This is a genomic window from Streptomyces sp. NPDC003248, from assembly GCF_055563235.1.
Genome location: NZ_JBVHDT010000008.1, coordinates 35,017 through 59,214, shown reverse-complemented (window position 1 = coordinate 59,214; position 24,198 = coordinate 35,017). Strand labels below are relative to the sequence as shown.

The window sequence follows — 24,198 nt, the reverse complement described above, 5'->3', positions numbered from 1 at the left end:
TTTCCGGGAGGTTGACCTCTGTGGGAGATCGCGGTGGTGCGGGGCGGGGTGCGACCGGACTCACAGCCGCTCCTGTCGTCGTCGGCGGTCCGTCGCCCGGGCGGCCCGTGGCAGGGATCGACGGCGGGCCCTGCCGGGTAGGAGTGTGACGGGTGACCACGACCTTCGCGCCCCTCACCCGACGGGACGGACCGACACGACCGGCGGACCGGCAGGCTCGACGGACCGTACGACCGACAGGACCGTACGACCGACAGGAACGTACGACCGACAGGACCGGCGACCGACAGGACCGGCGACCGACAGGACCGAACAGACAGGCCGACGATGACGGACGACCCCCACGCCGACACCCCCACCGGCGCACCTCGGCACCCCCGCACCGGCCGGTGGCGGCGTCCGTGCGCGGGAGGCCGGCGTCCGTGCGCGGGAGGCCGGGGTCCGGGCGGGGGAGGCCGGGGTCCGGGCAGGGAGGTGGCGACGTGCGGATGACCCCGGCCGGACTGCTCGCCGTCATCGACATGCAGCACGTCTTCGCCGACCCCGCGAGCCCCTGGGCGGTCCCCCGGTTCGCCGGGGCGGCAGCAGGCGTACGGCGGCTGCTGCGGTCCTTCGGCGACCGCGTCGTCTTCACCCGCTTCGTCGCGCCCCGGGAGCCCACCGGCGCCTGGCGCGCCTACTACGAGCGCTGGCCGTTCGCCCGGCAGCCCCCGAACGCGCCCCTGTGGCGCCTCATCGACGAGTTCGCGCCCCTGGCCCGGGACGTGCTGGACGCCCCCACGTTCGGGAAGTGGACCGCGCGTCTCGCCGCGCGCACGGCGCACGAGGGAAGGCTCGTCCTGGCCGGCGTCCGCACCGACCGCTGCGTGCTGTCCACGGCCCTCGCCGCGGCCGACGCCGGGACCGAGGTGCTGGTCGTCGCCGACGCCTGCGCGGGTGTCGACGACGCCTCGCACGCCGAGGCCCTGCACGTCATGGACCTCTACGGGCCGCTGGTCCGGGTCACGACGATCGCGGAACTGCTGCGGACGGGGTGAGCCCGCCCCCGGATTCCCGGGCACCGGCAGGGCGTCGCCACGGTTGAGCTCCCGCGGGCCGGGTACGCGAGGCCGGACCGGGTCCTGACGCATGTCCGCCCGGACCTGGCCGTCCGACCGCCGCTATCCGGGGAGCTGTCATGCAGACACCCGCCCACGAGCCCGACGCCACTCCCGCCGCGCAGGCGCTGGACGCCCTGGCCCGGGACACCGGGGACGCCACCGCGCTGGACACTCTCGCGCACTGCGACGTGCTCGTGCCCGTGCCGGACGACGCCACCGACGAGGACGTCACCAACCCCAGCACGCTGGCGCTGCCCGTGCTGGAGCAGCCCGGCGGCACGCCCGTCGTGCCCGTGTTCACCTCCGAACCCGAGATGGCCGACCTGCTGCCCGGGATCGACCGCTACCGCCTGGTACCGCTCGGCGCGCTCGCCGCGCAGTGGCCGGACGGGGAGCTGTCGCTCTCCATCGACGCGGCCGGCGACCACCCGCTGACGCTCACCTCGGAGGGAGTGCGCACCCTGCTGGCGCGGTGAGCCACGGCCCCTGCCGAGGCCGGGAGTCCCCGCGGACGGTCGTACAGGGCGCGCCGCCCTTCGGCCGACCGCGGCCCCTCGGGCGTGCCCGCCTGCCCGCCTGCTCGTGCCCGCGCCGACGCGGACGCCACGGGATCGCGGGCCGGCCGCATGCGCTCAGCCGCCCAGCATGCGCTCCAGCACCTCCCGCTGGAGCGGCAGCACCTCGGCGTGCAGGTCGCGGCCCTTGCGGGTGAGGGCGACCCACACCCCGCGCCGGTCCTCCACGCAGACGGAGCGTTCCACCAGGCCGTCCTTCTCCAGCCGGCCGATGAGGCGGGACAGGGCGCTCTGGCTGAGGTGCACTTGTTCCAGCAGGTCCTGCACACGGCACTGGTCACCCTGTCGGGGCGCCTTCGCGGCGAGGATGTCGAGCACCTCGAAGTCGCTCGCGCCGAGACCGTGCGGATGCAGCACGCGGTCGATCTCGCACGTCGTGCGCGCGTGCACCCCCAGGATGTCCCGCCACCGCTCCTCGAGGCCCGCCCCGGCCGTCTTCGCTGCCATACCCGCACGGTAACACCGAAGCCGCTGTTCGTTTACCGTGCAACTAGTGCGGGCGCAACGACGTACGGGAGGCGCTGCCCCTGACGACGGAACCCGCCGAGGCGGAACACGCCGCGCCCGCGCGGAGCGGGACCGGCTCGTCCTCGCCGTACCGGTGTATCGAGGTGCCTGCCACCAGAAGGTGTCCGCCACCAGCCGGCCCTGACCGCAGCCAGAGCGCCGTGCAGCGGACCGGCTCAGGTCGACTCCCGCCGGACCAGTTCCGTCGGCAGGATCACCGCGGCGGGGTCCTCGCCGCCTATCTGGGCGAGCAGCACGCGGACCATCTCGCTGCTGATCCGGTCCCAGGGCTGGCGGATGGTGGTGAGGGCGGGGCTGGCGGCGGTCGCGGCGGGCGAGTCGTCGAAGCCGCCGACCGCGACGTCCTCCGGCACCCGCCGGCCGGCCCGCCGCAGCGCGGCCAGCACGCCCTGCGCCATCAGGTCGGAGGCGACGAACACCGCGTCCAGGTCGGGGACCCGGGCCAGCAACCGCTCGGCCCCGGCCTCCCCGCTGGCCCGGCTGTAGTCGCCGGGGACGACCAGCCGCTCGTCGAAGGCGATGTCCGCCTCGGCGAGCACCTCCCGGTAGCCGGCGAGCCGCTCCACACCGCCCGGGGTGTCCTGCGGGCCGGTGACGACGCCGATCCGGCGGCGGCCGAGCGCGACCAGATGGCGCACCATGTCACGGGCGCCGTCCCGGTCGTCGGCGGCCACGTAACTCACCTTCGACCCGAGCCCGATGGGCTTGCCGCACGCCACCAGCGGCACGCCCGCCTCGCGCAGCTCGGTGGCGACCGGGTCACCGGAGTGGCTGGAGACCAGCAGCACTCCGTCGACATGCCCCGCGGTGATGTACCGCGTTATGCGCCGCCGCTCGTCCTCGGTCCCGGCCAGCATCAGCAGCAGCGGGATGTCGTGCGCGGCCAGCGCCTGGGTGCAGCCGCGCAGCAGGACGTTGAAGTTGGGGTCCTCGAAGAACCGCTCCTGCGGCTCCGTCAGCAGGAAGCCGACCGAGTCCGAACGCCCGGTGATCAGCGAGCGCGCGTGCCGGTTCACCACGTAACCCGTCTTGCGGATCGCGGCGTTGACCGCCTCCTGCGCGGAAGGGCTGACGTAGTGGCCGCCGTTGAGCACGCGCGAGACGGTGCCTCGTGAGACGCCCGCCTCGCGCGCCACGTCATGGATCGTCGGCGGTCTGCGCCGGCCCCCCGTATTGCTCATGGTCATGACTTTACGGCCCCGGACAGCAGATCGAGGCTCCAGAACCTCTGCACCACCAGGAACAGCGCCACCAGCGGCAGCACCGCGAGGAACGCGCCGGTGATCACCAGCGTGTACAGCGCGGGCTGGTTCGAGCCCTGTTCCAGCAGCGTGAACAGACCGAGCGTGATCGGGAACTTCTCGTCGTCGGCGAGCATGATGTACGGCAGCAGGAAGTTGTTCCACACCGCCACGAACTGGAACAGGAACACCGTCACCAGTCCGGGGACCATCATCGGCAGCGCGATCCGGGTGAAGATCCGCCACTCGCTCGCGCCGTCCATCCGGCCGGCCTCCACCACGTCGCCCGGCACCGCCGCGGCCGCGTAGATGCGCGCGAGGTAGACGCCGTACGGGGAGAGGATCTGCGGCAGCAGCACGGACCAGTACGAGTCCGTCAGGTCCGCCTGCGCCAGCAGCAGGTACTGCGGGACGGCGAGGATGACGGGAGGCATCAGCACGCCCGCGAGCAGCACGTTGAAGATGGTCTCGCGGCCGCGGAAGCGGTAGGTCGCCAGCGCGTAGCCGCTCAGCGCGGACACGCACGTCGACAGCAGGGCGCCGAGGCCGGCGTAGAGGGCGGAGTTGCCCATCCACTCCCAGTAGACGCCGTCGCGGTAGGCGTTGAGGTCCTTGAGGTTGTCGGCGAAGCCGGTGCCCGGCAGGAAGGTGAAGGTGGAGAACAGCTCACGCCCGGACTTGGTGGACGCGATCACCACCCACGCCACCGGCAGCAGGCAGTAGAGCGCGCCCAGCAGCAGCGTGATCGTCGGGACGAGCGCGATGCGGCGGCGCAGCGGCGGGCGGCCCTGGGCGGCGCCGGTCGTGCCCGTCGCCGAGGGGACCTTCCGTACGGCAAGAGAACTCATCGTGCTGCCTCCTGCTTGTTGCGGCGGTTCGCGGCGCGCAGGAACCCGAAGGAGAGCAGCAGCGTCGCGAGCGCGATGATCACGGCCTGGGCGGCCGCCGCGTAGACGTCACCGGTGGCGAACGCGTCCCGGTACACCTTCATCAGCGGACTCCAGGTCGTCGACACGGAGTTGGTGAGCGGCTTGAGGGTGGTCGGCTCGTTGAACACCTGGAGGGTCGCGATGATCGAGAAGAAGAAGGTGAGCACCAGCGAGGGCGCCACCATCGGGATCTTGATCCGCAGCGCGACCTGGAGCGGTGTGGCGCCGTCCAGCTTCGCCGCCTCGTACACCTCGGCCGGGATGGCCCGCAGCGAGGTGTAGATGACGATCATGTTGAAGCCGGTGCCGCCCCAGACCGCGATGTTCGACAGGGCGAGGTAGAGCGGACCGCCGTCCAGCAGGTCCGGCTGCGGCAGGCCGAGCTTGTCGAGCACGAAGTAGAAGGGGCTGACGTCCGGCAGGTACAGGAAGCCCCACAGCAGCGCCGCCACCACGCCGGGGATGGCGTACGGCAGGAAGATCGCGAGCCGGGTGAACGGGGTGAGCCGCACCTTCTCGGAGTCGAGCATCAGCGCGAACACCAGGGCGAGGCCCAGCATCACCGGGACGACGATGCAGCCGTAGCCCAGCACGCGCAGCGCGCCGTCCAGCAGCTCGCTGTCGGTGAAGGCGGCGGTGTAGTTCTCCAGGCCGGCCCAGACTTCCTTCCGAGCATTGGAGCCCAGGCCGAGCCCGGAGACCTTCACCTTGTGGAAGCTGAGCCAGACCGCGTAACCGATGGGCAGCGCGAAGAAGAGGGCGAAGAGCAGCGTGGCGGGGAGGAGGAAGGCGTACGGGGCGCCCTTGACCCCGTACGACTTCCGGTGTGCGCTGGTCACTCGGAGACCTCGAAGCCCTGCTTCTTCAGGTCGGCGACGGTGTCCGCCTGCATCTCGTCGAGGGCGGCGGAGAAGTCCGACTTGTTCTTCGCGGCGGCGCCGAAGGCGTCCTTGAACGTGGTGTAGGCCACGTTCACGTTCGGGCCCCAGGCCGAGGGGGCCGTGGTCTTCGCGATGTCGGCGGCCACGGTGTAGAAGTCCGCCTGGTTGGAGAAGTAGGCCGGCGGGGTGGTGAAGGCGCCGCTGAGCTGGGCGGAGGTGGAGGCCGGGTAGATGCCGCTCTCCTTGGCCAGCGCGTTGAGCGCGTCACCGTCGGTGTTCAGCCAGGCGGCGAACTTCGCGGCGGCTTCCCTGTGCTTCGAGTCGGTGGTGACGCCGATGGAGGAACCGCCCCAGCTGCCGGTGACGTTCTCGCTCTGCGACCACTGGGGGAGCGGGGCCATGGCCCACTTGCCCGCGGTGTCGGGCGCGGCGGTGGTCAGCGTGCCCGGCGCCCACACGGCGGAGACCCAGGCGATCTGCTGTCCGGTGTTGAGCGCCTTGTTCCAGGCCGGGGTGTACATCGGCTGGTTGTCGATGGCGCCCTCCTTGACCAGGCCGCCCCAGAAGTCGGCGACCTTCTTGCTGGCCGCGTCGTTGATGCCGACCTGCCACTTGTCGCCGGAGGTGGTCCACCACTGGGCGCCCGCCTGCTGGGCGAGGCCCGCGAAGAGACCGGAGTCGTTGGCGGAGAAGGTGGTGAGGTCGACGTCGGGCGCCTTCTTCTTCAGCGCGCGGGCCGTCTCGGCGAACTGCTCCCAGGTCGTCGGGACCGTCAGGCCGTACTTCTTGAAGAGGTCCTCGCGGTAGTAGAACATCATCGGGCCGATGTCCTGCGGCACCGCGTAGACGGCGTCGGTGCCCAGCGTGGTCTGCTGCCACACGCCCTCGGCGAACTTGTCCTTCGCGTCGCCCACGTCACCCGATATGTCGGCGAGCGCGTCGTTGCTGACCAGCGTCGGCACCGACTGGTACTCCACCTGGACCAGGTCCGGCGCCTTGCCGGCCTTGTGCGCGGTGAGGATCTTGGTGATCAGCGAGTCGCCGGAGGCCTGCTTCTTCACCGTGACCGTGATCTGGTCCTTCTTGCCCTGGCCCTTGTTCCACAGGTCGACGACCTTGTCCATGCCGGGCGTCCAGGTCCAGTACGTCAGTGAGACCGGACCCGACTCGGTCTCACTGTCGTCGGACGAGCCGCAAGCGGCGAGGGCGGTGCCGCCCAGCGTGATGGCGAGGGCGGTGGCCACGAGGCGACGGCGCTTCGTGATGGGCATGGATTACTCCCCTGACCTGGGGTCCCCGCCTGCTGCGAGGACCTGCCATGCTTCTGTGAGCGTTCACAGTAGAGAAACATCCCGGACACTTGTCAATGGTTGTTGCTGTGCGGTTATGTTGGGATCGCACCGCAGATCGAGTGTGTGCACGTTCCCAAATGATCGATTACACGGGAGACACCCATGCCGGAGACCACCCCCAAGGGCCTCACCAGGCTCGCCTTCGGTGGGGACTACAACCCAGAGCAGTGGCCGGAGAGCGTCTGGCAGGAGGACGTCCGGCTGATGCGGGAGGCCGGCGTCACCATGGTGAGCGTCGGGATCTTCTCCTGGGCCCTTCTGGAGCCCGCGCCGGGCGAGTACGACTTCGGCTGGCTCGACCGCGTCGTGGACCTGCTGCACGAGAACGGCATCCGCGTCGACCTGGGCACGCCCACCGTGGTCCCGCCCGTCTGGTTCTACCGGCAGCACCCCGAGGCGCTGCCCGTCACCGCCGACGGCCGCCGCCTGGCGTTCGGCTCCCGCGGCGCGATCTGCCACAGCAACGCCGACTACCGCGCCGCCGCGGCGAACATCACCACCCGGCTCGCCGAGCGCTACGCGGACCACCCGGCGCTGGCCCTGTGGCACGTGCACAACGAGTACGGCGTCCCCGTCTCCGCCTGCTACTGCGACTCCTGCGCCGCCCACTTCCGCCGCTGGCTGGAAACCACCTACGGCACGGTCGACGCGGTCAACGAGGCCTGGGGCACCGCCTTCTGGGGCCAGCGCTACGCCCGCTTCGAGGACATCGACCCGCCGCGCGCCACCCCGACCGTCGGCAACCCGGGCCAGGCGCTGGACTACCGGCGGTTCGCCGACGCCACCATGCGCGAGAACTTCTGCCGGGAGCGGGACATCCTGCACCGCCTCGCGCCCGGCGTCCCCGTCACGACCAACTTCATGACGGCGCTCAGCCAGTGCGACACGATCGACTACTGGGCCTGGGGCCGCGAGGTCGACCTGGTCAGCAACGACCACTACCTGATCACCGACGGCCGGCGCACCCACGTCAACCTCGCGATGGCCGCCGACCTGACCCGCTCCGTCGCGGGCGGCGCCCCCTGGCTCCTGCTGGAGCACTCCACCTCGGGCGTCAACTGGCAGCCCCGCAACCCGGCCAAGGCCCCCGGCCAGATGGCCCGCAACTCCCTCTCGCACGTCGCCCGGGGCTCCGAGGGAGCCATGTTCTTCCAGTGGCGGCAGTCCCGGCGCGGCGCCGAGAAGTTCCACTCGTCGATGGTCCCGCACGGCGGCACCGACACCCGCGTGTGGCGCGAGGTCGTCGAACTCGGCGCCTCCCTCGACACGCTGAACCCGATCCGCGGCACCCGCACCGTGGCCGACGCGGCCGTCCTGTGGGACTGGCACTCCTGGTGGGCGCAGACCCTCGACTGGCGCCCCTCCCAGGAACACGACGCCCGCGAGCGCGCCGACGCCTTCTACGAGGCCCTCTACGACCGCCACCTCACGGTCGACTTCGCCCACCCGGAGGCCGACCTCTCGGCGTACCCCCTGGTCGTGGTGCCCGCCCTGTACCTGATGACGGAGGCGGCCGGGAACAACCTCACGGCGTACGTCGAGAACGGCGGCACCCTGGTCGTGTCGTACTTCTCCGGCATCGTCGACGAGCACGACGCCGTCCACGAGGGCGCCTACCCGGGCCCGCTGCGCGACGTCCTGGGCCTGACCGTCGAGGAGTTCTCCCCGCTGCTCGCGGGCGAGGGCACCCGGCTCACCGGCCCGGACGGCGCCGAACTCCGCGCGGACCTGTGGACGGAGTTCGTGGTGCCGCGCGGCGCCGAGACGGTGTGGACGTACGCCGACGGACTCACCGCCGGCCGGCCCGCCGTCACCCGCCACCGCCTCGGCGAGGGCACCGCCTGGTACGTCTCCACCCGCCTCGGCGCCGACGGCCTCGACGCCGTGCTCGCACGGGCCGCCGAGGACGCCCGCGTCGCCCCCCGCGCCGACCTCCCGCGTGACGTCGAGGTCGTACGCCGCACCGGCGGGACGGGCAGCTTCCTCTTCGCGATCAACCACACCGCCACCGACGCCAAGGTGCCGCTGGACACGTCCGGCACCGAACTGCTGACGGGCGAACACGCCGCGGGCCGTCTCGTGGTCCCGGCGGGAGCCGTCCGGGTCGTGCGCCTCGACGGCTGAACCGACTCCCTCCCCGCCCGTGGAGCCGCGAGCCGCGGGCGGAGAGGGCCCCTCACCCTGAGGGGACCGGCGGGCCGTCCGGCCCGCACACACCGCCATCACGTCGAAGGGACGACGGACGACGATGTTCCATCCCAGACGCACGCTCGCAGCACTGCTGCTCCCGCTCGCCGCGGGGCTCTCCCTCATCGCCCTGCCGGCGCAGACCGCCCGAGCGGCGGCCACGCTCACCAACGCCGGCTTCGAGTCCGACGGCACCGGCACGGCCACCCCGGCCGGCTGGTCCACGTACTCGGCGGCCGGCCAGAACTCCGCCTCCTTCACCGAGGCGGGCGGCCACGCCGGCAGCTACCGCCTCACCCACTGGGCGTCCACCGCGTACAAGGTGGAGACCTACCAGTACCTCTCCGGGCTGACCAACGGCTCCTACAAGCTCACCGCCTGGGTCCGCTCCGGCGGCGGCCAGAACTCCGCCTACATAGCCCTCAAGAACTGCGGCGGCGCCGAGCAGCGCACCGCCCTGCCCGTGTCGGCGAGCGGCTGGATCCGGATCGTCGTCCCGGTCACCGTGACGACCAACCAGTGCACCGTCAGCATCAACAGCGACGCCAACGCGGGCAACTGGATCAACGTGGACGACCTGACCTTCGCGTCCGGCACGTCCGGCCTGTCGATCAAGGGCGCCGACATCTCCTCCCTCGCCAAGAGCGAGGCCAAGGGCGGCGTCTACAAGACCGCCTCCGGCACCACCGGCGACGCGGTCACCATCCTGAAGAACGCCGGCATGAACTACGCGCGCCTGAAGGTCTGGGTGAACCCGGCCGACGGCTACAACGACAAGGCGCACGTGCTCGCCATGGCCAAGCGCATCAAGGCCGCGGGCCAGAAGCTGCTGGTCGACTTCCACTACTCGGACACCTGGGCCGACCCCGGCGCCCAGGCCAAGCCGGCCGCCTGGGCGGGCCACTCGTACAGCCAGCTCAAGACGGACGTGTACAACCACACGTACGACGTGCTGAACGCGCTGAAGGCCCAGGGCACCACCGCCGACATGGTCCAGGTGGGCAACGAGATCAACGGCGGCATGCTCTGGTCCGAGGGGTCCACCGACAACTGGGCCCAGCTCGCCGGTCTGCTCAACTCCGGCTACGACGCGGTCAAGGCGGTCAGCTCCTCCACCGCGGTCGCCCTGCACCTCGCCAAGGGCGGCGACCTGGCCGGCACCCGCTGGTGGTTCGACAACGCCGTCGCGAACGGCGTGAAGTTCGACACGATCGGCCTGTCGTACTACGGCTACTGGCACGGCACCCTGGCGGACTTCCAGACCACGCTGGACGACGCCGCCTCCCGCTACGGCAAGCCGGTCTACGTCGCCGAGACCGCCTATCCGTTCCGCCTCGACAGCGACGACACGCTGGAGAACATCATCGACCTGTCGAGCGAGCTCGTCTCCGGCTACCCGGCGACCGAGGCCGGCCAGCTCGCCTGGACGAACGCCGTGGCCGACATCGTGGAAGCGGTACCGGGCGGCCTCGGCCTGGGCGTCTTCTACTGGGAGGCGACCTGGACCGCCGTCACCGGCAACGGCTGGGACCCGACCGACGCGTCGTCCGGGAACGGCTGGGAGAACCAGGCCCTCTTCGGCTACGACGACCGGGCGCTGTCCTCGATGGCGTGGTTCAGCCACCGCTGACCCGCCCCTCGCCGGCCCCGCCACCGCGGGACCCACAGGACGGCACGGCACGAAACGGCTCGGCACGGCACGGTCCGGCCACGCCGTCCCCCTGACCGGCCGTCCCGGGGCCCGGCCGCTCCCCCGCGGCCGGGCCCTGCCCGTGCTCCGGCGCCTCCACCCCGACTCCCTTGCAGCGCAAGGGTGTTCGATCCCGCCAAGCGTGCGGGAGTCCGGGACACGGCGGCCTCCCCTGCGGAAGAGTGGGAAGACGCGGTACGAGGGGGCCCCGACGAAGGGACGGAGGGGGCGACGATGCTGAGGACACCCGTGAGTGAACGGCGGCTGGACATCCTGGAGTGGCTGAAGGATCCGGCCCGGCACTTCCCGCCGCAGCGCCACGGCGACCCCGTCGTGGACGGGGTCACCGCGGACGCCGTCGCCGCCAAGCTGGGCGTGCGCCGCCAGGTGGCGGACACCCACCTGAGCCTGCTCGCCGACCTGGGCCTGCTGCGCGCCAAGCGGATCCGCCGCCGCACCTACTACCGGCGCGACGAGATGCGCATCGCCGAGGTGGCCCGGATGTTCGAGAAGGGCTGGTAGAAGGGCTGGTGGACGCGCCACCGGTCCCGGCCCCGACTTGACATCGCCCGCCCCTCACCCGGACCATCGCTCCCGTGAACCTGTCAGACAGCCAGACAGGTGGTCGGGTCGCCCCGCGTCGCGTCAGTGCGATGGAGGCGGTGCTCGGCCACCTCCGCGACGCCATCGAACACGGCCGGTACGCCATCGGGGACAGACTCCCCTCCGAGGCGGAGCTCTGCCGCACCCTCGAGGTCTCCCGGCCCGTCCTGCGGGAGGCCTTGCGCGCCCTGCAGACCATGGGCCTGACGGTCTCCCGCACCGGCAAGGGCACCTTCGTGATCGCGGACACCGTCGAGGACCCCACCTTCGGCGACTACACGGCCGGCGACCTGATGGAGGTACGCCGCCACGTCGAGGTCCCGGTGGCCGGCTACGCGGCCCTGCGCCGCACCCCGGAGGACCTGGACCGCCTGGCCCGCATCCTGGACCGCATGGAGCGGGAGACGGAGACCACCGCGTGGGTCGCGATGGACACCCTCTTCCACCTCGCCGTGGCCGAGGCCGCCCGGAACCCGGTCTTCCGCCGGGTCATCGAGGAGATCCGGGACGCGCTGGCGCGCCAGTCGGCCTTCCTCGACGAACTGGGCGGGCGCCGCGCACAGTCCGACCGCGAACACCGGGCCATCGTCGAGGCGCTGGTCGCCGGCAGCGAACACGCCGCCGTGGACGCCATGACCCACCACCTGGACCGTGTCGGGACGACCCTCGCCGACATCGTGCGGTCCCCGCGCGCCGACCGCCCCACCAGCCCCACGCAGGCGCCGTGAACCCGGCGTCCACCCACACCACCCCACCCCCACCGACGACCCAGGCAGTGATGTACACCAGTTCCCTCGCCGACGCCCCCGCGATCCGCGAACCCCAGCACGCACCCGTCGCCCACCTCGTCCGCGGCGGGGTGACCGAGGGCGTCCACCACGGCTCCGTCGTCGTCCTCGACGCGGACGGCCGGGTCGGCCTCCGGCTGGGTGACATCGAGGCGGCCTTCTACCCGCGCTCGGCGCTCAAGCCCGTCCAGGCCGTCGCCATGGTCCGGGCCGGACTCCCGCTCGACGGCGAGCTGCTCTCCCTCGCCGCCGCCAGCCACTCCGGCGAGGAGCGCCACCTCGCCGGGACCCGGCGCATCCTGGAACTGGCCGGCCTCACCGAGGACGACCTGCGCAACGTGCCGGACCTGCCGTTCGGTCCGGCGGTCCGCGACGCGTGGGTGCGGGAGGGCCGTCCGCCCGCCCGCCTCGCCCAGAACTGCTCCGGCAAGCACGCGGCCATGCTGTACACCTGCCGGCTCAACGGCTGGCCCCTCGACAGCTACCTCGACCCGGAGCACCCGCTCCAGCAGGCGATCGCCGAGATCGTCGAGGACCTCACCGGGCAGCGCATAGCCCGGGTCACCGTCGACGGATGCGGCGCCCCCCTCTTCTCGGTCTCCCTGCACGGCCTGGCCCGCGCCGCCGCCCGCATCACCTCCGCCGCGCCCGGCACCCCCGAGGCCCGGCTGGCGGACGCCGTGCGCCGGCACCCCGAGATGGCCTCCGGCTCCGGCCGGGACGTGGCCGCGCTGATGCGGGCCGTGCCCGGGCTGCTCGCCAAGGACGGCTTCGAGGGCGTCGAGGTCGCCGCGCTGCCCGACGGCCGCGCGATCGCCGTCAAGATCGCCGACGGCGCGGACCGGGCCCGTGTCCCGGTCGCCGCGGCGGCCCTCGCCCACGCCGGCGTGGACCCCGCCCTGCTCACCGAGTTCGCGGGCGAGCCCCTGCTCGGCGGCGGCGTCCCGGTCGGCCGCGTCCGCCCGGTCCGCTCACTCGACCCGACGTCCTGGCCGGCCTGCGCCTGACGACCACGCCACCCGCCGGCCGGCCCGTCCCACGCGCCCTGCGTGGCGCGTGACCGTTCCGGTCATGTGTGGCGCGCTCGATCGTCCGGCACGGGGGACGGACGCGGCAACTCGGTGGCCGACGTGACGACCCCGGACCGGGGCGCGAGGCCGACGGGACTGTCGGTGTTCTGGCCGTGCCGGTCGTGGTGCCGACCGCGCCGACCGCGCCGACCGCGCCGACCGCGCCGACCGTGACGGTCGTGGCCGGTCGTGCGGGTCGTGCGGGTCGTGCCGACCGTGCTGGTCGTGCGGCTCTGGCCCGTCGTGCTGGTCGTGCGGGTCGTGCGGCTCTGGCCCATTGCGCCGGTCGTGCGGGGAGTGCCCTCATGCCGGTCGTGCCGATTGCGCCTGCCGTGCCGGTCGCGCGGATCGTGCGGGTCGGGCCCGTCGTGCGGGGAGTGCCCGCATGCCGGTCGTGCCGATTGCGCCTGCCGTGCCGGTCGCGCCGATTGTGCGGGCCCTGCCGGTCGCGCCGGTCGTTCCGATCCGCCGGGCCCGGCCCGGCTTGGCGCGGCCCGGCCTGGTGCGGCCCGGCCTGGTGCGGCCCGGCCTGGCGCGGCCCGGCCCGGCGCGCCCGGCGCAACGCGACGCTCACGCGGCGGTCATGCGCAGGCCGCCGCCCGGAAGGCGGGACGTCGCTCACCGGCCACCCGGCGCCGACACCCTGGCGGAGTGTTGGCCATGGCTCTTCCCGTCGATCTCCGCCGCTGTCAGGTGCTGGGCCTGGCCGGCACCTCCTGTCTCGCCCTGGGCGGCGAGACGGCCGGCGCGCTGCCCGCCCGCGAGCTCCTCGCCCCCTCCTCGCCGCACGCCGTACTGGGCCTGGTCGGCGTCTACTTCGGGCTCGTCCTGCTGACCGCGGCCTGGGTGCTGCTCGGCCGCCTGGTGCGCGGCGGTGACCCGCCCACGCCGCGCGCCCTGCTGCTGGTCCTCGCCGTGTGGGCGGCGCCCCTGCTGATCGCGCCGCCGCTGTTCAGCCGGGACGTCTACAGCTACCTGGCCCAGGGCGCCATGGTCGACGCCCGCATGGACGTCTACGCCCAGGGCCCCGCGCGGCTCGGCGGTCCGCTCGCCGAGGAGGTCGCCCCGCTGTGGCAGCACACCGGCGCCCCCTACGGCCCGGTGTTCCTCGCCGTCGCCGCGGCCCTGTCCGCCCTGACCCGCGGCGAACTGCCCGCCGGTCTGATCGGGATGCGCTGTGTCGCGCTGTGCGGGGTGGCGCTGATGGCCGCCGCGCTGCCCCGGCTGGCCCGGCACAGCGGCGCCGACCCGGCCGCCGCCCTGTGGCTGGGCGCCCTCAACCCCCTCGTCCTGCTGCACCTGGTGGCCGGAGCCCACAACGACGCGATCATGCTGGGCCTGCTCGGCGTCGGCCTGGTCGCCGCCCTCGGCCGCCGCCCGGTCCTCGCCGCCGTCCTGGTCACCCTCGCCGCCCTGGTCAAGGCGCCCGCCGCGCTCGGACTGGCCGCCGTCCTGGTCCTCCAGCTCCGTTCCGGCCGCCGCCCGGTCGCCGCGGTCCTGACCACGGCCGCCGCCTCCGCGGCCACCACCGTCACCGCCACCGCCGTCGCGGGCACCGGATACGGCTGGATCGCCGCCCTCGACACCCCGGTCTCCCCGCAGAACTGGGCCCTCACCAGCCTGCTCGGCCGGGCCACCCGAGCCCTGCTGGAGACCCTCGGCAGCGACCTGGCCCCGCTCGCCGTCCCGGTCTGGCACGCGCTGGGCCTGGTGGTCACCGCCGTCGCCGTCGCCGCCATCTGGTGGCGGCTGCGCCCCCGCCCGGTGTACGCGCTCGGTCTGAGCCTCGCCGCGATCGCCGCCTTCGGCCCGGCGATCCGCCCCTGGTACGCCCTGTGGGGCCTCTTCCTCATCGCCGCCGCGGCGCCCAGCACCTCCGTACGGCACCGGACGGCCGCCGTGGCCGGCGTCCTCGCCCTCGCCGTCCTGCCCGACGGCGGGCCGGCCGACACCGACCGCCTGGTCCTGGCGGTCTGCGGGGGCGCACTCGCGATGGTCGTGCTGTGGCAGGCGCACCTAGGGCCTGTTGCGAAAGTCCCGCCTGCCGGGCGACGCCATGCACGCTCGCCCAGCCCCCGGCCGGGGGGACCCCCACTCGCCGCACCGGCCCCTGACCCGAGTACCTCCCGTACGAGGGCCGGGGGCCGGCACGCCGAGAGCACGCACCTGACGCCGCCAGACCCGCCCTCCGGGCGGACGACGGGACTTTCGCAACAGGCCCTGGCGGCGTCGGCCCCGGCCGGGCCGGTGCGTACGGCATGAGACCGCTCCGGGCGCCGCGCACCGACCGCGGCCGGCTGCTGCTGGTCCTCGCCCTCGCCACGGCCGTGACCGTCTTCACCGCGACGGTCCCGCTGCTGCGCGACTGGTTCGACCTGCGGGTCTACCACGGCACCGTGCACTCCTGGGTCCACGACGGCGGCCGCGTCTACGACTACCGGGTGCCGGGCACGCGGTACGGCTTCACCTATCCGCCGTTCGCGGCCGTCGCCATGCTGCCGATGGCGCTGGTCGGGCTGCGCACCGCGATCGCGGTGACGCTGCTGCTCGACCTGACGGCCCTCGCCGCCGTCGCCCGCGTCCTGGCGGGCCCCGGCCGGCTGCGGCGCCACGGCTGGTACGGCGTCGCCCTCGCCGCCTGCGCGCTGGCGCTGTTCGAACCGCTGCGGGACACCTTCAGCTTCGGCCAGGTCAACCTGATGCTGCTGGCCCTGGTCCTGACGGACTGCCTGCTGCTGTCGACGGGGCGTTCCCGCTGGGCCGGGATCGGCATCGGGCTGGCGGCGGCGGTCAAGCTCACCCCGGCGCTCTTCATCGGCCTGCTGCTGGTCGCCCGCCGCCGGCGCGCGGCGGCCGTCGCCACCGGCGTCGCCGTCGGGGCGACGGCGGCCGCGGCCCTCGTCGCCCCGGACGCCTCCCGCTTCTACTGGACCCACGCCCTGTGGGACACCTCCCGGGTGGGCCGCCTGGACTACGTCTCCAACCAGTCGCTCCAGGGCGTGCTGGCCCGGCTGGGCGTGGAGAGCCGGCCGGTCTGGGCGGTGCTGGTGGTGCTGGTGCTGTGCGGGTGGGCCCGGCGGGCGCGGCGGGCGGCGGCCGCGGGCGACTGGACGGCGGCGTTCGCGCTCACCGGCCTGACCGCCTGCCTGGTCAGCCCCGTCACCTGGGTGCACCACCTGGTCTGGCTGCTGCCGTCCTTCGCCGTGCTGGTCCGCGCGGGGCACCCGAGGACCGCGGCCGCCCTGTACGCCGTGCTGTGCACGAGCGTGGTGTGGCTGTGGTTCGACGACGCGTCCGGCGTCGACGGCTTCCTGGGCTCCAACCTGTACACGTGGATCACGCTGGGCCTGCTCGTCCGGCTGCCGGTGGGTCATCCGCCGCGGACCCGGCGCCGTACGGCCGTCAGCACGAGGGCCACGGCCACGCCGCCGGACGCGGCGGTGCCCGTGATGACGGCCGCCTGCGACCAGCCGGGTCCGTCGTCGTCCTCGGCGGCGGAGACCGGGGACGCCGAGGGGCCCGCGGCGGTCACCGGCGCGGAGTCCGGCCCCGGCCGTTTCCGCGTCGCCCGCAGCGCGTCCAGGGAACCGACCGGGTCGACGTGCCCGGCGGCCTCGAACCCCCAGTCGAGCAGCTCGCGCGCCTCCTCGTAGACGGTGAACCCGCCGCCCGCCTGGGGGTTGAGCACCGTCACGACGAGGGTGCGCCCGTCCCGGCGGGCGGCGGCGACGAGCGTGTGGCCGGCCTCGCTGGTGTAGCCGTTCTTGATGCCGACCAGCCCCGGATAGGGCTCGACGCCGCTGCGGCCGGTCAGCAGCCGGTTGGTGTTGACGATGGCGTACGTGCTGCCGTCGTAGCCGGGGAACCACGCCTCGGCCGTCGCGCAGTACCGCGCGAAGTCGGGGTCGCGCAGCCCGGCCCGGCCGAACACCGCCAGGTCGTAGGCCGAGGAGACCTGGCCCGGGACGTCGTAGCCGTCCGGGGACAGCACGTGGGTGTCCAGGGCGCCCAGGGAGCGTGCCTTGGCCTGCATCCGGGCGGCCGTGGTGTGCCAGCCGCCGTCGAGAGCGGCGAGGACGTGCACCGCGTCGTTCCCGGAGCTGAGGAACACCCCGCGCCACAGGTCGGCGACCTGGTAGGTGAGCCCCTCGGCGACGCCGACGAGGCTGCTGCCGGGCCCGATGCCGGTGAGTTCCTCGTCGGACACCTGGTGCCGGGCGCCCGCGGGCAGGTCGGGCAGGACCGTGAGGGCGAACAGCGTCTTCAGGGTGCTGGCGGGCGGCAGCGGGCGGTGGGCGTCGGAGGCGGCGAGCACCTCGCCGGTGCCGGCGTCGGCCACCAGCCAGGACAGCGCGGAGACGTCCGGGAGCCCGGGCGCTCCGGGGCGGGGCCTGACCAGGGTGCCGGGGTGGTAGAGCAGCCCTGGCCACGGCATCGCCGTCCGGGGGTCGCCGGGGGGGCCGGGGTCCGTGGCGGCGGGGGCGGCGGGGGTGGTGACCGTGGCGGGGCCGAGGGCCAGGAGACCCGCCACGCAGAGCGCACAGGTCGGCACGGCGACTCGGGAAGAAAGTCTGATGATCATATGATCAACGTAGAAATGAATCCGGCCCAACCCGCGCTGCCCGTGCCGGGGACCGCGCGCGTGCACCCGGATGCCGCACGTCCCGGGCTCCGGAGTGGCCGGTCCGGGTACCTCGCACTCGACCCTCACCTGTGTCCGAACCCGCACGTCAGGCGTGTCCGAGCCGTACATCAGGTGTGTCCGAGCCGCACGTCAGCTGTGTCCGGGGCCGACGCTTCGTCCGTCCGGAGGTGAGGGGGCTCCCGCGCGGAGGTGAAGGGACTCCCGCGCCGAGGTGAGGGGCTCCCGCGCCGAGGTGAGAGGGATGCCTGTGCGGGGGAGGGGGCGGCCCTACGCGGCCGGGAGCGTCGGCTGGATGCGCCGCAGGAAGGTCGCGTTGTCCGGGGTCTGCCGCATCCGCTCCAGGAGCGTCTCCAGGCTGCCGCGGCCGTCCCGGGTCCGCAGCACACGGCGCAGACCGCGTACGGTGGCCAACTCGGCCGGAGCCAGGAGGAGTTCCTCGCGGCGGGTGCCGGAGGCGTCGATGTCGACGGCGGGGAAGACGCGGCGGGAGGCGGGTTCCCGGTCGAGGCGGAGCTCCATGTTGCCGGTGCTCTTCAGCTCCTCGAAGAAGAAGTCGTCGGCGCGGGAGCCGGTTTCCACCAGCGCGGTGGCGAGGATCGTGAGCGAGCCGCCCTCCTCGGCGGCCCGCGCGGCGCCGAAGAACCGCTTGGGGCCGATCAGCGCGGTCGCGTCGACGCCGCCGCTGAGGGTGCGGCCTCCCGCGGCGGCCGCGTTGTTGTGGGCCCGGCACAGCCGGGTCAGCGAGTCGAGCAGGATGACGACGTCGTCGCCCGCCTCGACGAGCCGCTTGGCCCGCTCGACGACGAGTTCCGCGAGGGCGATGTGCTGCCTGGGCGTCCGGTCGAACGTCGCGGCGTACACCTCGCCGTGCACGGAGCGCCGCATGTCGGTGACTTCCTCCGGGCGTTCGTCGAGCAGGACCACCATCAGCCGGGCCTCGGGGTGGTTCCCGGCGACGGCGGCGGCGAGTTGCTGGAGCAGGACGGTCTTGCCGGTCTTGGGCGGGGCGACGAGCAGCCCGCGCTGCCCCTTGCCGACGGGCGCGAGCAGATCGGTGACCCGTCCGGCCAGGCCGGACGCGGGGTGTTCGAGGCGGAGCCGCTCGTGCGGGTGGAGGGGCGTGAGGTCGTGGAAGTGACGGCGGTCGCGCAGCTCCTGGGGCGTGCGGCCGTTGACGCGCGCCACGTCGGTCAGCGAGCGCGCCGCCGAGCGCATCCCTTCGACGAAGTCGCCCTTGCGCAGGCCGAGTCGGCGGATCAGCGCGGGCGGGACGGGGAGGTCGGTGGGGGAGGGCAGGCAGCTCTCCGCCCGCAGGTGGCCCTTCCCGTGGCCGTCGATGTCGAGGACACCGGTGACGAGCTGGGCCTGCTGCTGGAGAGGGGGGTGTTCGAGTGTGGTGGTCATGGTGGTCGGTCCTTTCGAGGACGGAAGACACGGGACTGCGGGAGGGGGGAGAGAGGCCGCTCGGCCAGGGGCGTGAACGCGCGCCTGGGGCGGCGGAGCATCACTCGGGCGCAGCGAAGAAGTCCTGCACACGAGGTTGCGGGGGAACTGTCGCGCCGGCCGCTGCGGGCGGGCGATCAGTGAACTGAAGGAGAAACGGCATCGGCGCCGAACGGGGCGTACACAGATGCTGGCGCGATTGTAGCACTCGGGTGTGATCGTGGCCAGTGCCGCGTGCGCTCCTGCCGGAACGATGCGTGCGCTCCTGCCGGAACAACGCGTCGGCGGCCCCTTCTGTTCCGGCGGAGGCGTACGGACTCCGTGCGGCGCGGGGCCCGCCCGTGAGGCCGGCTCGACCCCGGTGGTCCGGTCCTGGTCCGGACCGGGGTGTCGTCATCCTGCATCAGATGTCCCCAGACCATAACGATCGGTGACGGCAAGGGACTTGAACGCTGTCGCTGGCTTATCTTCACGACATGTCCACGCCGCCCCAGCCTCCGTCGCAGCCTCCGCAGCAGCCCGAGCGGCAGCCGGAGCAGCCCTCCGACGCGCCCGCCCAGCCGACCGCCTACCCGTATCCGCATCCGCAGTCGCCGGGCGGGCAGCCCTTCTACGCCCAGCCCACCCTCGTGGGACAGCCGGGCCCGGCGGCCAATCCCTACCTCCAGCAGCCCCCGTACACCCCCGGAGGCGTTCCCCCGGCGGGCGGCGGCGCCGGCGGCGCCGGGCGGGCGGTGCTGTGGACCGCCGTCGGAGCGCTGGTCGCGTCCGCCGCCTGGGCGGCCGGAGTGTTCCTGATCGGCGGCCGGGGAGCCGACGCGGAGCTGAGCGGCTACACGGCGCCGTCCAACCTGTGCACCAGCGCGGACTACTCGACGTTCCAGGACGAGTACCCCGAGGCCGACGAGGACCCGGTCCACAACGAGCTGGAGCACGAGGCCCTGGACGAGAGCTACTGCAGCCTCGGCCTGAAGAAGACGGGCTCGACCTACTCCGACGCCTACCTCTCCCTCGAACTCGGCCTCCACAAGAAGACCGATCCGGCACCGGAGTTCACGGCCCGGTGGAAGAACTACGGGAGCAGCCACACGGAGTACGACGTGGACACCGTCACGGGCATCGGTGACGAGGCGTACGTCATCAGCCAGGACAGCACGGACAGCTCCGACAGCGGCTCCATGGACGTCACGATCGCGGTGCGGGACGGCTGGGTGACGTACACCATGAACTTCAACATCTACCTCACCTCCTACGACGAGGACCAGGACCCGCCGACGCTCGACGAGGTGACCGACTGGCTCAAGAAGGACGCCGAAGCCAGCCTGGAGGAACTCAAGGACTGACGTCCCCCGCGACGTTCCCCGTCGCCCCGGTACGGGAGGCGCGCTCCCTCACACGGACCGCGCCTCCACCTCCTTCGCGATCTCCTCGGCCCGCGCCCCCATCGCCGCCGCCAGCGCCTGCGCGCCGGACAGCGGCCGCACCATCACGGTCAGTCCGTCGATGAGGCCCTCCTCGTTCACATGGATGAAGTCGCAGCCGGTGAGCTGCCGTTCGCCCACCCGGGCGGTGAACACCAGGGCGTGGTCGCGGCCGTCCGCCCCGGCCAGCTCCCGCTCGTACCGGAAGTCCTCGAAGACCTGCGCCACGGCCCGCACGATCGCCGCCGTGATCGCCTTGCCGGGGTACGGCCGGAACACCACCGGGCTGGTGAACACCACGTCCTCGGCCAGCAGGGCCTCCACCGCGTCGAGGTCGCGGGCCTCGACCGCCGCACGGAACGCGCGCATCGGATCACCTCATAGGCAATTTTTTGATTAGGTGCGGATGACAGTATCCGTCGGCCCGTACCATGTCCACATGTCCCTCAAGTACGCCGTGCTGGCCGCCCTCCTGGAGGGCGAGGCCTCGGGCTACGAGCTGTCCAAGACCTTCGACGTCTCGCTGGCGAACTTCTGGCCCGCGACCCCGCAGCAGCTCTACCGCGAGCTGGAGCGGCTCGCGCAGGCCGGCCTGATCCAGGCACGGGTCGTACGGCAGGAACGGCGTCCCGACAAGAGGATGTTCACGCTCACCGAAGCCGGCCGGGAGGACCTGAGCGCCTTCGCGGCCGCCCCGCCCCGCCGGCCCACCGCCGTCCGCGACGAACTCCTCATCAAGATCCAGGCGATGGACGGCGTGGACCCCGGGGCGACGCGGGCGCAGATCGAGGAGCGCATGACCTGGGCGCGCGGCAAGCTCGCCCGCTACGAACGGGTGCGCGAACGGCTCCTGGACGGCCGGAGCGAGGACGAGTACCTCACCGCCGCCGACCGGATCGGCCCCTATCTGACCCTGATGGGCGGCATCGCCTTCGAGGAGGAGAACCTGCGCTGGTGCGCACGCGTCCTGTCCCTGCTGGAGCGCCGGACCTCCGTCACCCGGCAGGGATGACGGCGACCGGGACGGCGACCGGGATAAGGTGACGCCGATGTTCAGCCCCGAAGGCCCCACGCTGCGCGAACTCGCCGTGCAGGCGCTGTCGTCCGTCGAGCACGGCTACGACCTGCTCGCGCCGAAGTTCGACCACACGCCCTTCCGCACACCCGACTCCGTCCTGGACGCCGTCGCCTCCGCGCTGCACCGGACCGGCCCCCACGACGACGGGCTCGACCTGTGCTGCGGCACCGGCGCCGGCGTCGGCGCGCTGGCGGCGGTGTGCCGGCGCAGCGTCACCGGGGTCGACTTCAGCGCGGGCATGCTCGACGTGGCCCGTGCGCGGACGCGTCCGACGGGCCCCCGGGTGTCCTGGGTGCGCGCGGACGCCCGCGCGCTGCCGTTCACGTCCGCCTTCGACCTCGTCGTCAGCTTCGGCGCGTTCGGCCACTTCCTGCCCCGCGAACTGCCGGGCCTCTTCGCCCAGGTGCACACGGCGCTGCGGCCGGGCGGCCGCTTCGCCTTCCCGGTGCTCGCCCCGCCCCGTCCGTCCTCCGCCGCCTTCTGGACGCTCCTCGGCTTCGACACCGTGATGCGGGTGCGCAACGCCCTGTGGCGGCCGCCGTTCGTGATGTACTACCGGGCCTTCCGGCTCGGCGAGGTGCGCCGTGAACTGGAGCGCGCCGGGTTCCAGGTGGACCTGCGCGCCCTGCCCGAGTTCGGGACCAGGAGCGACGGAAGCCCCCGCGCGCGGATGGTCGAGGCGCGCCGCCTCCCCTGACGGCGCGCCCCGGCCGTCCGGCGACGGACGAGGGGCCGTCCGGTCGGCCGGGACGGGACTGTCCCGGCAGCCGCCCTGGCCCTCCCGCACCCGCCCGGCGGCCCCGGCGGACGGCACGCTCCGGCCGCCCAAGCCGCCCAAGCCGCCCAAGCCGCCCAAGCCGCCCCGGCCGGCGAGGACGCCGTACGTCCGCCGCGAGCCCGGACCGCCGCGGTGCGGCCCGGACCCCCAGGTCGTACCGACCGGTCGGACCGGAAGGAGGGACCGTCTCAGGCGTACGACCGCAGCCAGTGGACCTTGGCCGCCTGGTGGAAGGGGCCGCCGCCCTCGTGGTCGTTGAAGTCGTACACCTCGATCGCCTTGTCCTCGTGCGCCCAGGCGTGGAAGGCGGCGTACACCGTCGACGGCGGGCAGGTCTGGTCCTCCAGGGCCACCGAGAAGAGCGTGGGGGCCGTGGCGCGCGCGGCGAAGTGCACGCCGTCGAAGTAGGCCAGGGTGCGCAGCGCGTCCTCGGTGCGGCCCCGGTGCGTCTTGAGGTACAGGCCGATCTCCCGGTAGGGGTGACGGTCCGTCAGTACCGCGGCGCGCGGGAAGTCGCACAGGAAGGGCACGTCCGGGGCGACCGCCACCAGGTCCGGCACCAGGCCGCCGACGGCGATCGCCAGACCGCCGCCCTGGCTCGCGCCGAGCGCCACCGTGCGCGCCGCGTCGGTCAGCGGATGCGAGCGGGCCGCCTCGACGGCGCGTACCGCGTCGGTGATCACCCGGCGGTAGTAGTAGTTCTCCGGGGCGTCGATGCCGCGCGTCATGAAGCCGGGGTACGCCGGCGCGCCGCCCACCGGGTCGGCGGTGGCGCCCCCGCCGCCCCAGGCGCTGCCCTGGCCGCGGGTGTCCATGATGAAGTGCGCACGGCCCGTCGACGCCCACAGCAGGTGCTCGTGCGGCAGGCCCCGGCCGCCGCCGTAGCCGACGAACTCCACCACCAGGGGCAGCGGCTCCTCGGCCGCGGCGGGCAGCGTCAGCCAGCCCTTCACCGGGTGTCCCCCGAACCCGGCGAACGTCACGTCGAACACCCGCACCGTGGTCAGCCCCGTGTCGACCGGGTCGAAGCGGGCGTCCAAGTCGTGCTCGCGGGCCTCCTGGAGGGTCTTGGACCAGAAGGCGTCGAAGTCCTCCGGTTCGGTGGACGCGCTGCGGTACTCCTGGAGCTCCTCCAGGGACAGGTCGAACTGGGCCATGAACAACCGCCTTGTGGATAAGTGGCCGTACGGATGATCACACCGTACGTGGCGGGTGGTAGCGCTTTCTAGACCCGGGCCGCGGCCGTGCCCGACCCTCGGCCGCCGTCCGCCCCCGGTGCCCTCAGGCGCTGCGCCTGCTCCACTCCGGACCCGTCCGGGCCCACTCCCGGTCCCACTCCTCCAGCCGGTGCCGCATCGCCACCCGGCGCACCACCGCGTGCCCGAGCAGGACGACGGCGGCCGTACCGCCCGCCGCGGAGACGCCCAGGGAGAGGGTGTGCTGCCACACCGCCGTACCGTCCGCCGGCGGACCGGTGCTCCGCCCCCGGGCGTCGAACCACACCTCCACCACGTCACCGTGCCGGGTGCCCGCCGGCACGCGCGCGACGGCCGTGCGGGTGCCCTGTCCGGGCTCCGTCCACCGCACGTCGACTCGGTAGGAGTCCGCCCGGCCGCCGCTCGCCGTCGGCAGCGCGTCGGGCGGCCGGCCGATCACCTCGGCCCGCACCCGGTGCCGTTCCGCCCGCTGTTCGGCCGCCGTCGCCGTCGCCTCCTGGTGGGCCCACCGGCCCACCGCGGCCCCCGTCAGGGGCGCGCCCACCAGCAGCAGCACGGCCACCAGCAGGGCCGTCCACGCCTCCACCACGTCCGACCGGCGCAGCAGCGGGTTGCCCCGCCGTCGCCAGGCCCGCACCCGGGTTCGCATGTCGACCTCCTCGCCGTCACGCG

At 73.4% G+C, this 24,198-nt stretch carries 21 protein-coding genes and 1 pseudogene; 12 read left to right on the top strand and 10 right to left on the bottom strand.

Annotated elements, in window-relative coordinates:
• The first annotated feature begins 488 nt into the window (after window positions 1-488).
• Both ACZ3KJ_RS20260 and ACZ3KJ_RS20255 read left to right on the top strand, forming a co-directional pair.
• Complete coding sequence (locus ACZ3KJ_RS20260) at window positions 489-1,037, top strand: cysteine hydrolase family protein (protein ID WP_467529075.1); 549 nt, start codon at window positions 489-491, stop codon at window positions 1,035-1,037.
• 140 nt (window positions 1,038-1,177) lie between these two features.
• A complete protein-coding gene (locus ACZ3KJ_RS20255) occupies window positions 1,178-1,576 on the top strand; it encodes an SseB family protein (protein ID WP_389516082.1) in 399 nt (132 codons plus the stop codon).
• A 156-nt stretch (window positions 1,577-1,732) separates the two neighbouring features.
• Here the strand turns inward: ACZ3KJ_RS20255 and ACZ3KJ_RS20250 are convergent, their stop codons facing one another.
• The 5 genes from ACZ3KJ_RS20250 to ACZ3KJ_RS20230 form a co-directional block, all read right to left on the bottom strand.
• Window positions 1,733-2,122: a MarR family winged helix-turn-helix transcriptional regulator gene (locus tag ACZ3KJ_RS20250; RefSeq protein ID WP_467528709.1), complete on the bottom strand. Its 390-nt coding sequence runs from the start codon at window positions 2,120-2,122 to the stop codon at window positions 1,733-1,735.
• Between the two features lie 236 nt (window positions 2,123-2,358).
• Complete coding sequence (locus ACZ3KJ_RS20245) at window positions 2,359-3,390, bottom strand: LacI family DNA-binding transcriptional regulator (RefSeq protein WP_467528707.1); 1,032 nt, start codon at window positions 3,388-3,390, stop codon at window positions 2,359-2,361.
• A complete protein-coding gene (locus tag ACZ3KJ_RS20240; RefSeq protein WP_389516077.1) occupies window positions 3,387-4,292 on the bottom strand; it encodes a carbohydrate ABC transporter permease in 906 nt (301 codons plus the stop codon). The genes ACZ3KJ_RS20245 and ACZ3KJ_RS20240 overlap by 4 nt, the downstream gene beginning before the upstream one ends.
• Entirely contained in the window at window positions 4,289-5,212 is a 924-nt protein-coding gene (locus ACZ3KJ_RS20235; RefSeq protein ID WP_467528705.1) for a carbohydrate ABC transporter permease, read from the bottom strand. The genes ACZ3KJ_RS20240 and ACZ3KJ_RS20235 overlap by 4 nt, the downstream gene beginning before the upstream one ends.
• On the bottom strand, window positions 5,209-6,525 hold the full coding sequence (locus tag ACZ3KJ_RS20230) for an ABC transporter substrate-binding protein (RefSeq protein WP_389516072.1): 1,317 nt from the start codon (window positions 6,523-6,525) through the stop codon (window positions 5,209-5,211). Before ACZ3KJ_RS20230 ends, ACZ3KJ_RS20235 begins: the two co-directional genes overlap by 4 nt.
• A gap of 183 nt (window positions 6,526-6,708) precedes the next feature.
• Here ACZ3KJ_RS20230 and ACZ3KJ_RS20225 point away from each other — a divergent pair, with 183 nt between their 5' ends.
• The 7 genes from ACZ3KJ_RS20225 to ACZ3KJ_RS20195 all read left to right on the top strand — a co-directional run bounded on the left by ACZ3KJ_RS20225 (window position 6,709) and on the right by ACZ3KJ_RS20195 (window position 16,597).
• Window positions 6,709-8,730 carry a beta-galactosidase gene (locus tag ACZ3KJ_RS20225; RefSeq protein ID WP_467528703.1) on the top strand — a complete coding sequence of 674 codons (2,022 nt, stop codon included), beginning with the start codon at window positions 6,709-6,711 and terminating at the stop codon, window positions 8,728-8,730.
• 124 nt (window positions 8,731-8,854) lie between these two features.
• Window positions 8,855-10,423, top strand: a complete 1,569-nt coding sequence (locus tag ACZ3KJ_RS20220) for a glycoside hydrolase family 53 protein (RefSeq protein ID WP_467528701.1) — start codon at window positions 8,855-8,857, stop codon at window positions 10,421-10,423.
• A gap of 294 nt (window positions 10,424-10,717) precedes the next feature.
• On the top strand, window positions 10,718-11,005 hold the full coding sequence (locus ACZ3KJ_RS20215; RefSeq protein WP_467528700.1) for an ArsR family transcriptional regulator: 288 nt from the start codon (window positions 10,718-10,720) through the stop codon (window positions 11,003-11,005).
• 74 nt (window positions 11,006-11,079) lie between these two features.
• Window positions 11,080-11,814 carry a FadR/GntR family transcriptional regulator gene (locus tag ACZ3KJ_RS20210; RefSeq protein ID WP_467528698.1) on the top strand — a complete coding sequence of 245 codons (735 nt, stop codon included), beginning with the start codon at window positions 11,080-11,082 and terminating at the stop codon, window positions 11,812-11,814.
• A gap of 50 nt (window positions 11,815-11,864) precedes the next feature.
• Window positions 11,865-12,881 (top strand): asparaginase, encoded by a 1,017-nt coding sequence (locus ACZ3KJ_RS20205; RefSeq protein WP_467528696.1) that lies wholly within the window; start codon window positions 11,865-11,867, stop codon window positions 12,879-12,881.
• A gap of 252 nt (window positions 12,882-13,133) precedes the next feature.
• A complete protein-coding gene (gene mptB, locus ACZ3KJ_RS20200; protein WP_467528694.1) occupies window positions 13,134-15,206 on the top strand; it encodes a polyprenol phosphomannose-dependent alpha 1,6 mannosyltransferase MptB in 2,073 nt (690 codons plus the stop codon).
• Window positions 15,203-16,597: a glycosyltransferase family 87 protein gene (locus ACZ3KJ_RS20195; RefSeq protein ID WP_467528692.1), complete on the top strand. Its 1,395-nt coding sequence runs from the start codon at window positions 15,203-15,205 to the stop codon at window positions 16,595-16,597. Before mptB ends, ACZ3KJ_RS20195 begins: the two co-directional genes overlap by 4 nt.
• A gap of 83 nt (window positions 16,598-16,680) precedes the next feature.
• Here the strand turns inward: ACZ3KJ_RS20195 and ACZ3KJ_RS20190 are convergent.
• Window positions 16,681-17,379 (bottom strand): annotated as a pseudogene (locus ACZ3KJ_RS20190) (D-alanyl-D-alanine carboxypeptidase family protein); the annotation flags it as partial.
• Window positions 17,380-17,856: 477 nt separating this feature from the next.
• Window positions 17,857-18,993: a transcription termination factor Rho gene (rho, locus tag ACZ3KJ_RS20185; protein ID WP_467528690.1), complete on the bottom strand. Its 1,137-nt coding sequence runs from the start codon at window positions 18,991-18,993 to the stop codon at window positions 17,857-17,859.
• A 515-nt stretch (window positions 18,994-19,508) separates the two neighbouring features.
• Between rho and ACZ3KJ_RS20180 the strand changes: the two genes are divergently transcribed.
• Window positions 19,509-20,375, top strand: a complete 867-nt coding sequence (locus ACZ3KJ_RS20180; RefSeq protein ID WP_467528688.1) for a hypothetical protein — start codon at window positions 19,509-19,511, stop codon at window positions 20,373-20,375.
• Between the two features lie 48 nt (window positions 20,376-20,423).
• Here the strand turns inward: ACZ3KJ_RS20180 and ACZ3KJ_RS20175 are convergent, their stop codons facing one another.
• Complete coding sequence (locus ACZ3KJ_RS20175) at window positions 20,424-20,822, bottom strand: nuclear transport factor 2 family protein (RefSeq protein ID WP_467528686.1); 399 nt, start codon at window positions 20,820-20,822, stop codon at window positions 20,424-20,426.
• A 70-nt stretch (window positions 20,823-20,892) separates the two neighbouring features.
• Here ACZ3KJ_RS20175 and ACZ3KJ_RS20170 point away from each other — a divergent pair, with 70 nt between their 5' ends.
• Complete coding sequence (locus tag ACZ3KJ_RS20170; protein WP_467528684.1) at window positions 20,893-21,465, top strand: PadR family transcriptional regulator; 573 nt, start codon at window positions 20,893-20,895, stop codon at window positions 21,463-21,465.
• 37 nt (window positions 21,466-21,502) lie between these two features.
• Window positions 21,503-22,228, top strand: a complete 726-nt coding sequence (locus ACZ3KJ_RS20165; protein ID WP_467528682.1) for a class I SAM-dependent methyltransferase — start codon at window positions 21,503-21,505, stop codon at window positions 22,226-22,228.
• A 269-nt stretch (window positions 22,229-22,497) separates the two neighbouring features.
• On the opposite strand, the gene ACZ3KJ_RS20160 is transcribed toward ACZ3KJ_RS20165, so the two are convergent.
• Window positions 22,498-23,466 (bottom strand): acetylxylan esterase, encoded by a 969-nt coding sequence (locus ACZ3KJ_RS20160; RefSeq protein WP_467528681.1) that lies wholly within the window; start codon window positions 23,464-23,466, stop codon window positions 22,498-22,500.
• 124 nt (window positions 23,467-23,590) lie between these two features.
• Window positions 23,591-24,175 carry an Rv1733c family protein gene (locus ACZ3KJ_RS20155; protein ID WP_467528679.1) on the bottom strand — a complete coding sequence of 195 codons (585 nt, stop codon included), beginning with the start codon at window positions 24,173-24,175 and terminating at the stop codon, window positions 23,591-23,593.
• Window positions 24,176-24,198: the final 23 nt, after the last annotated feature.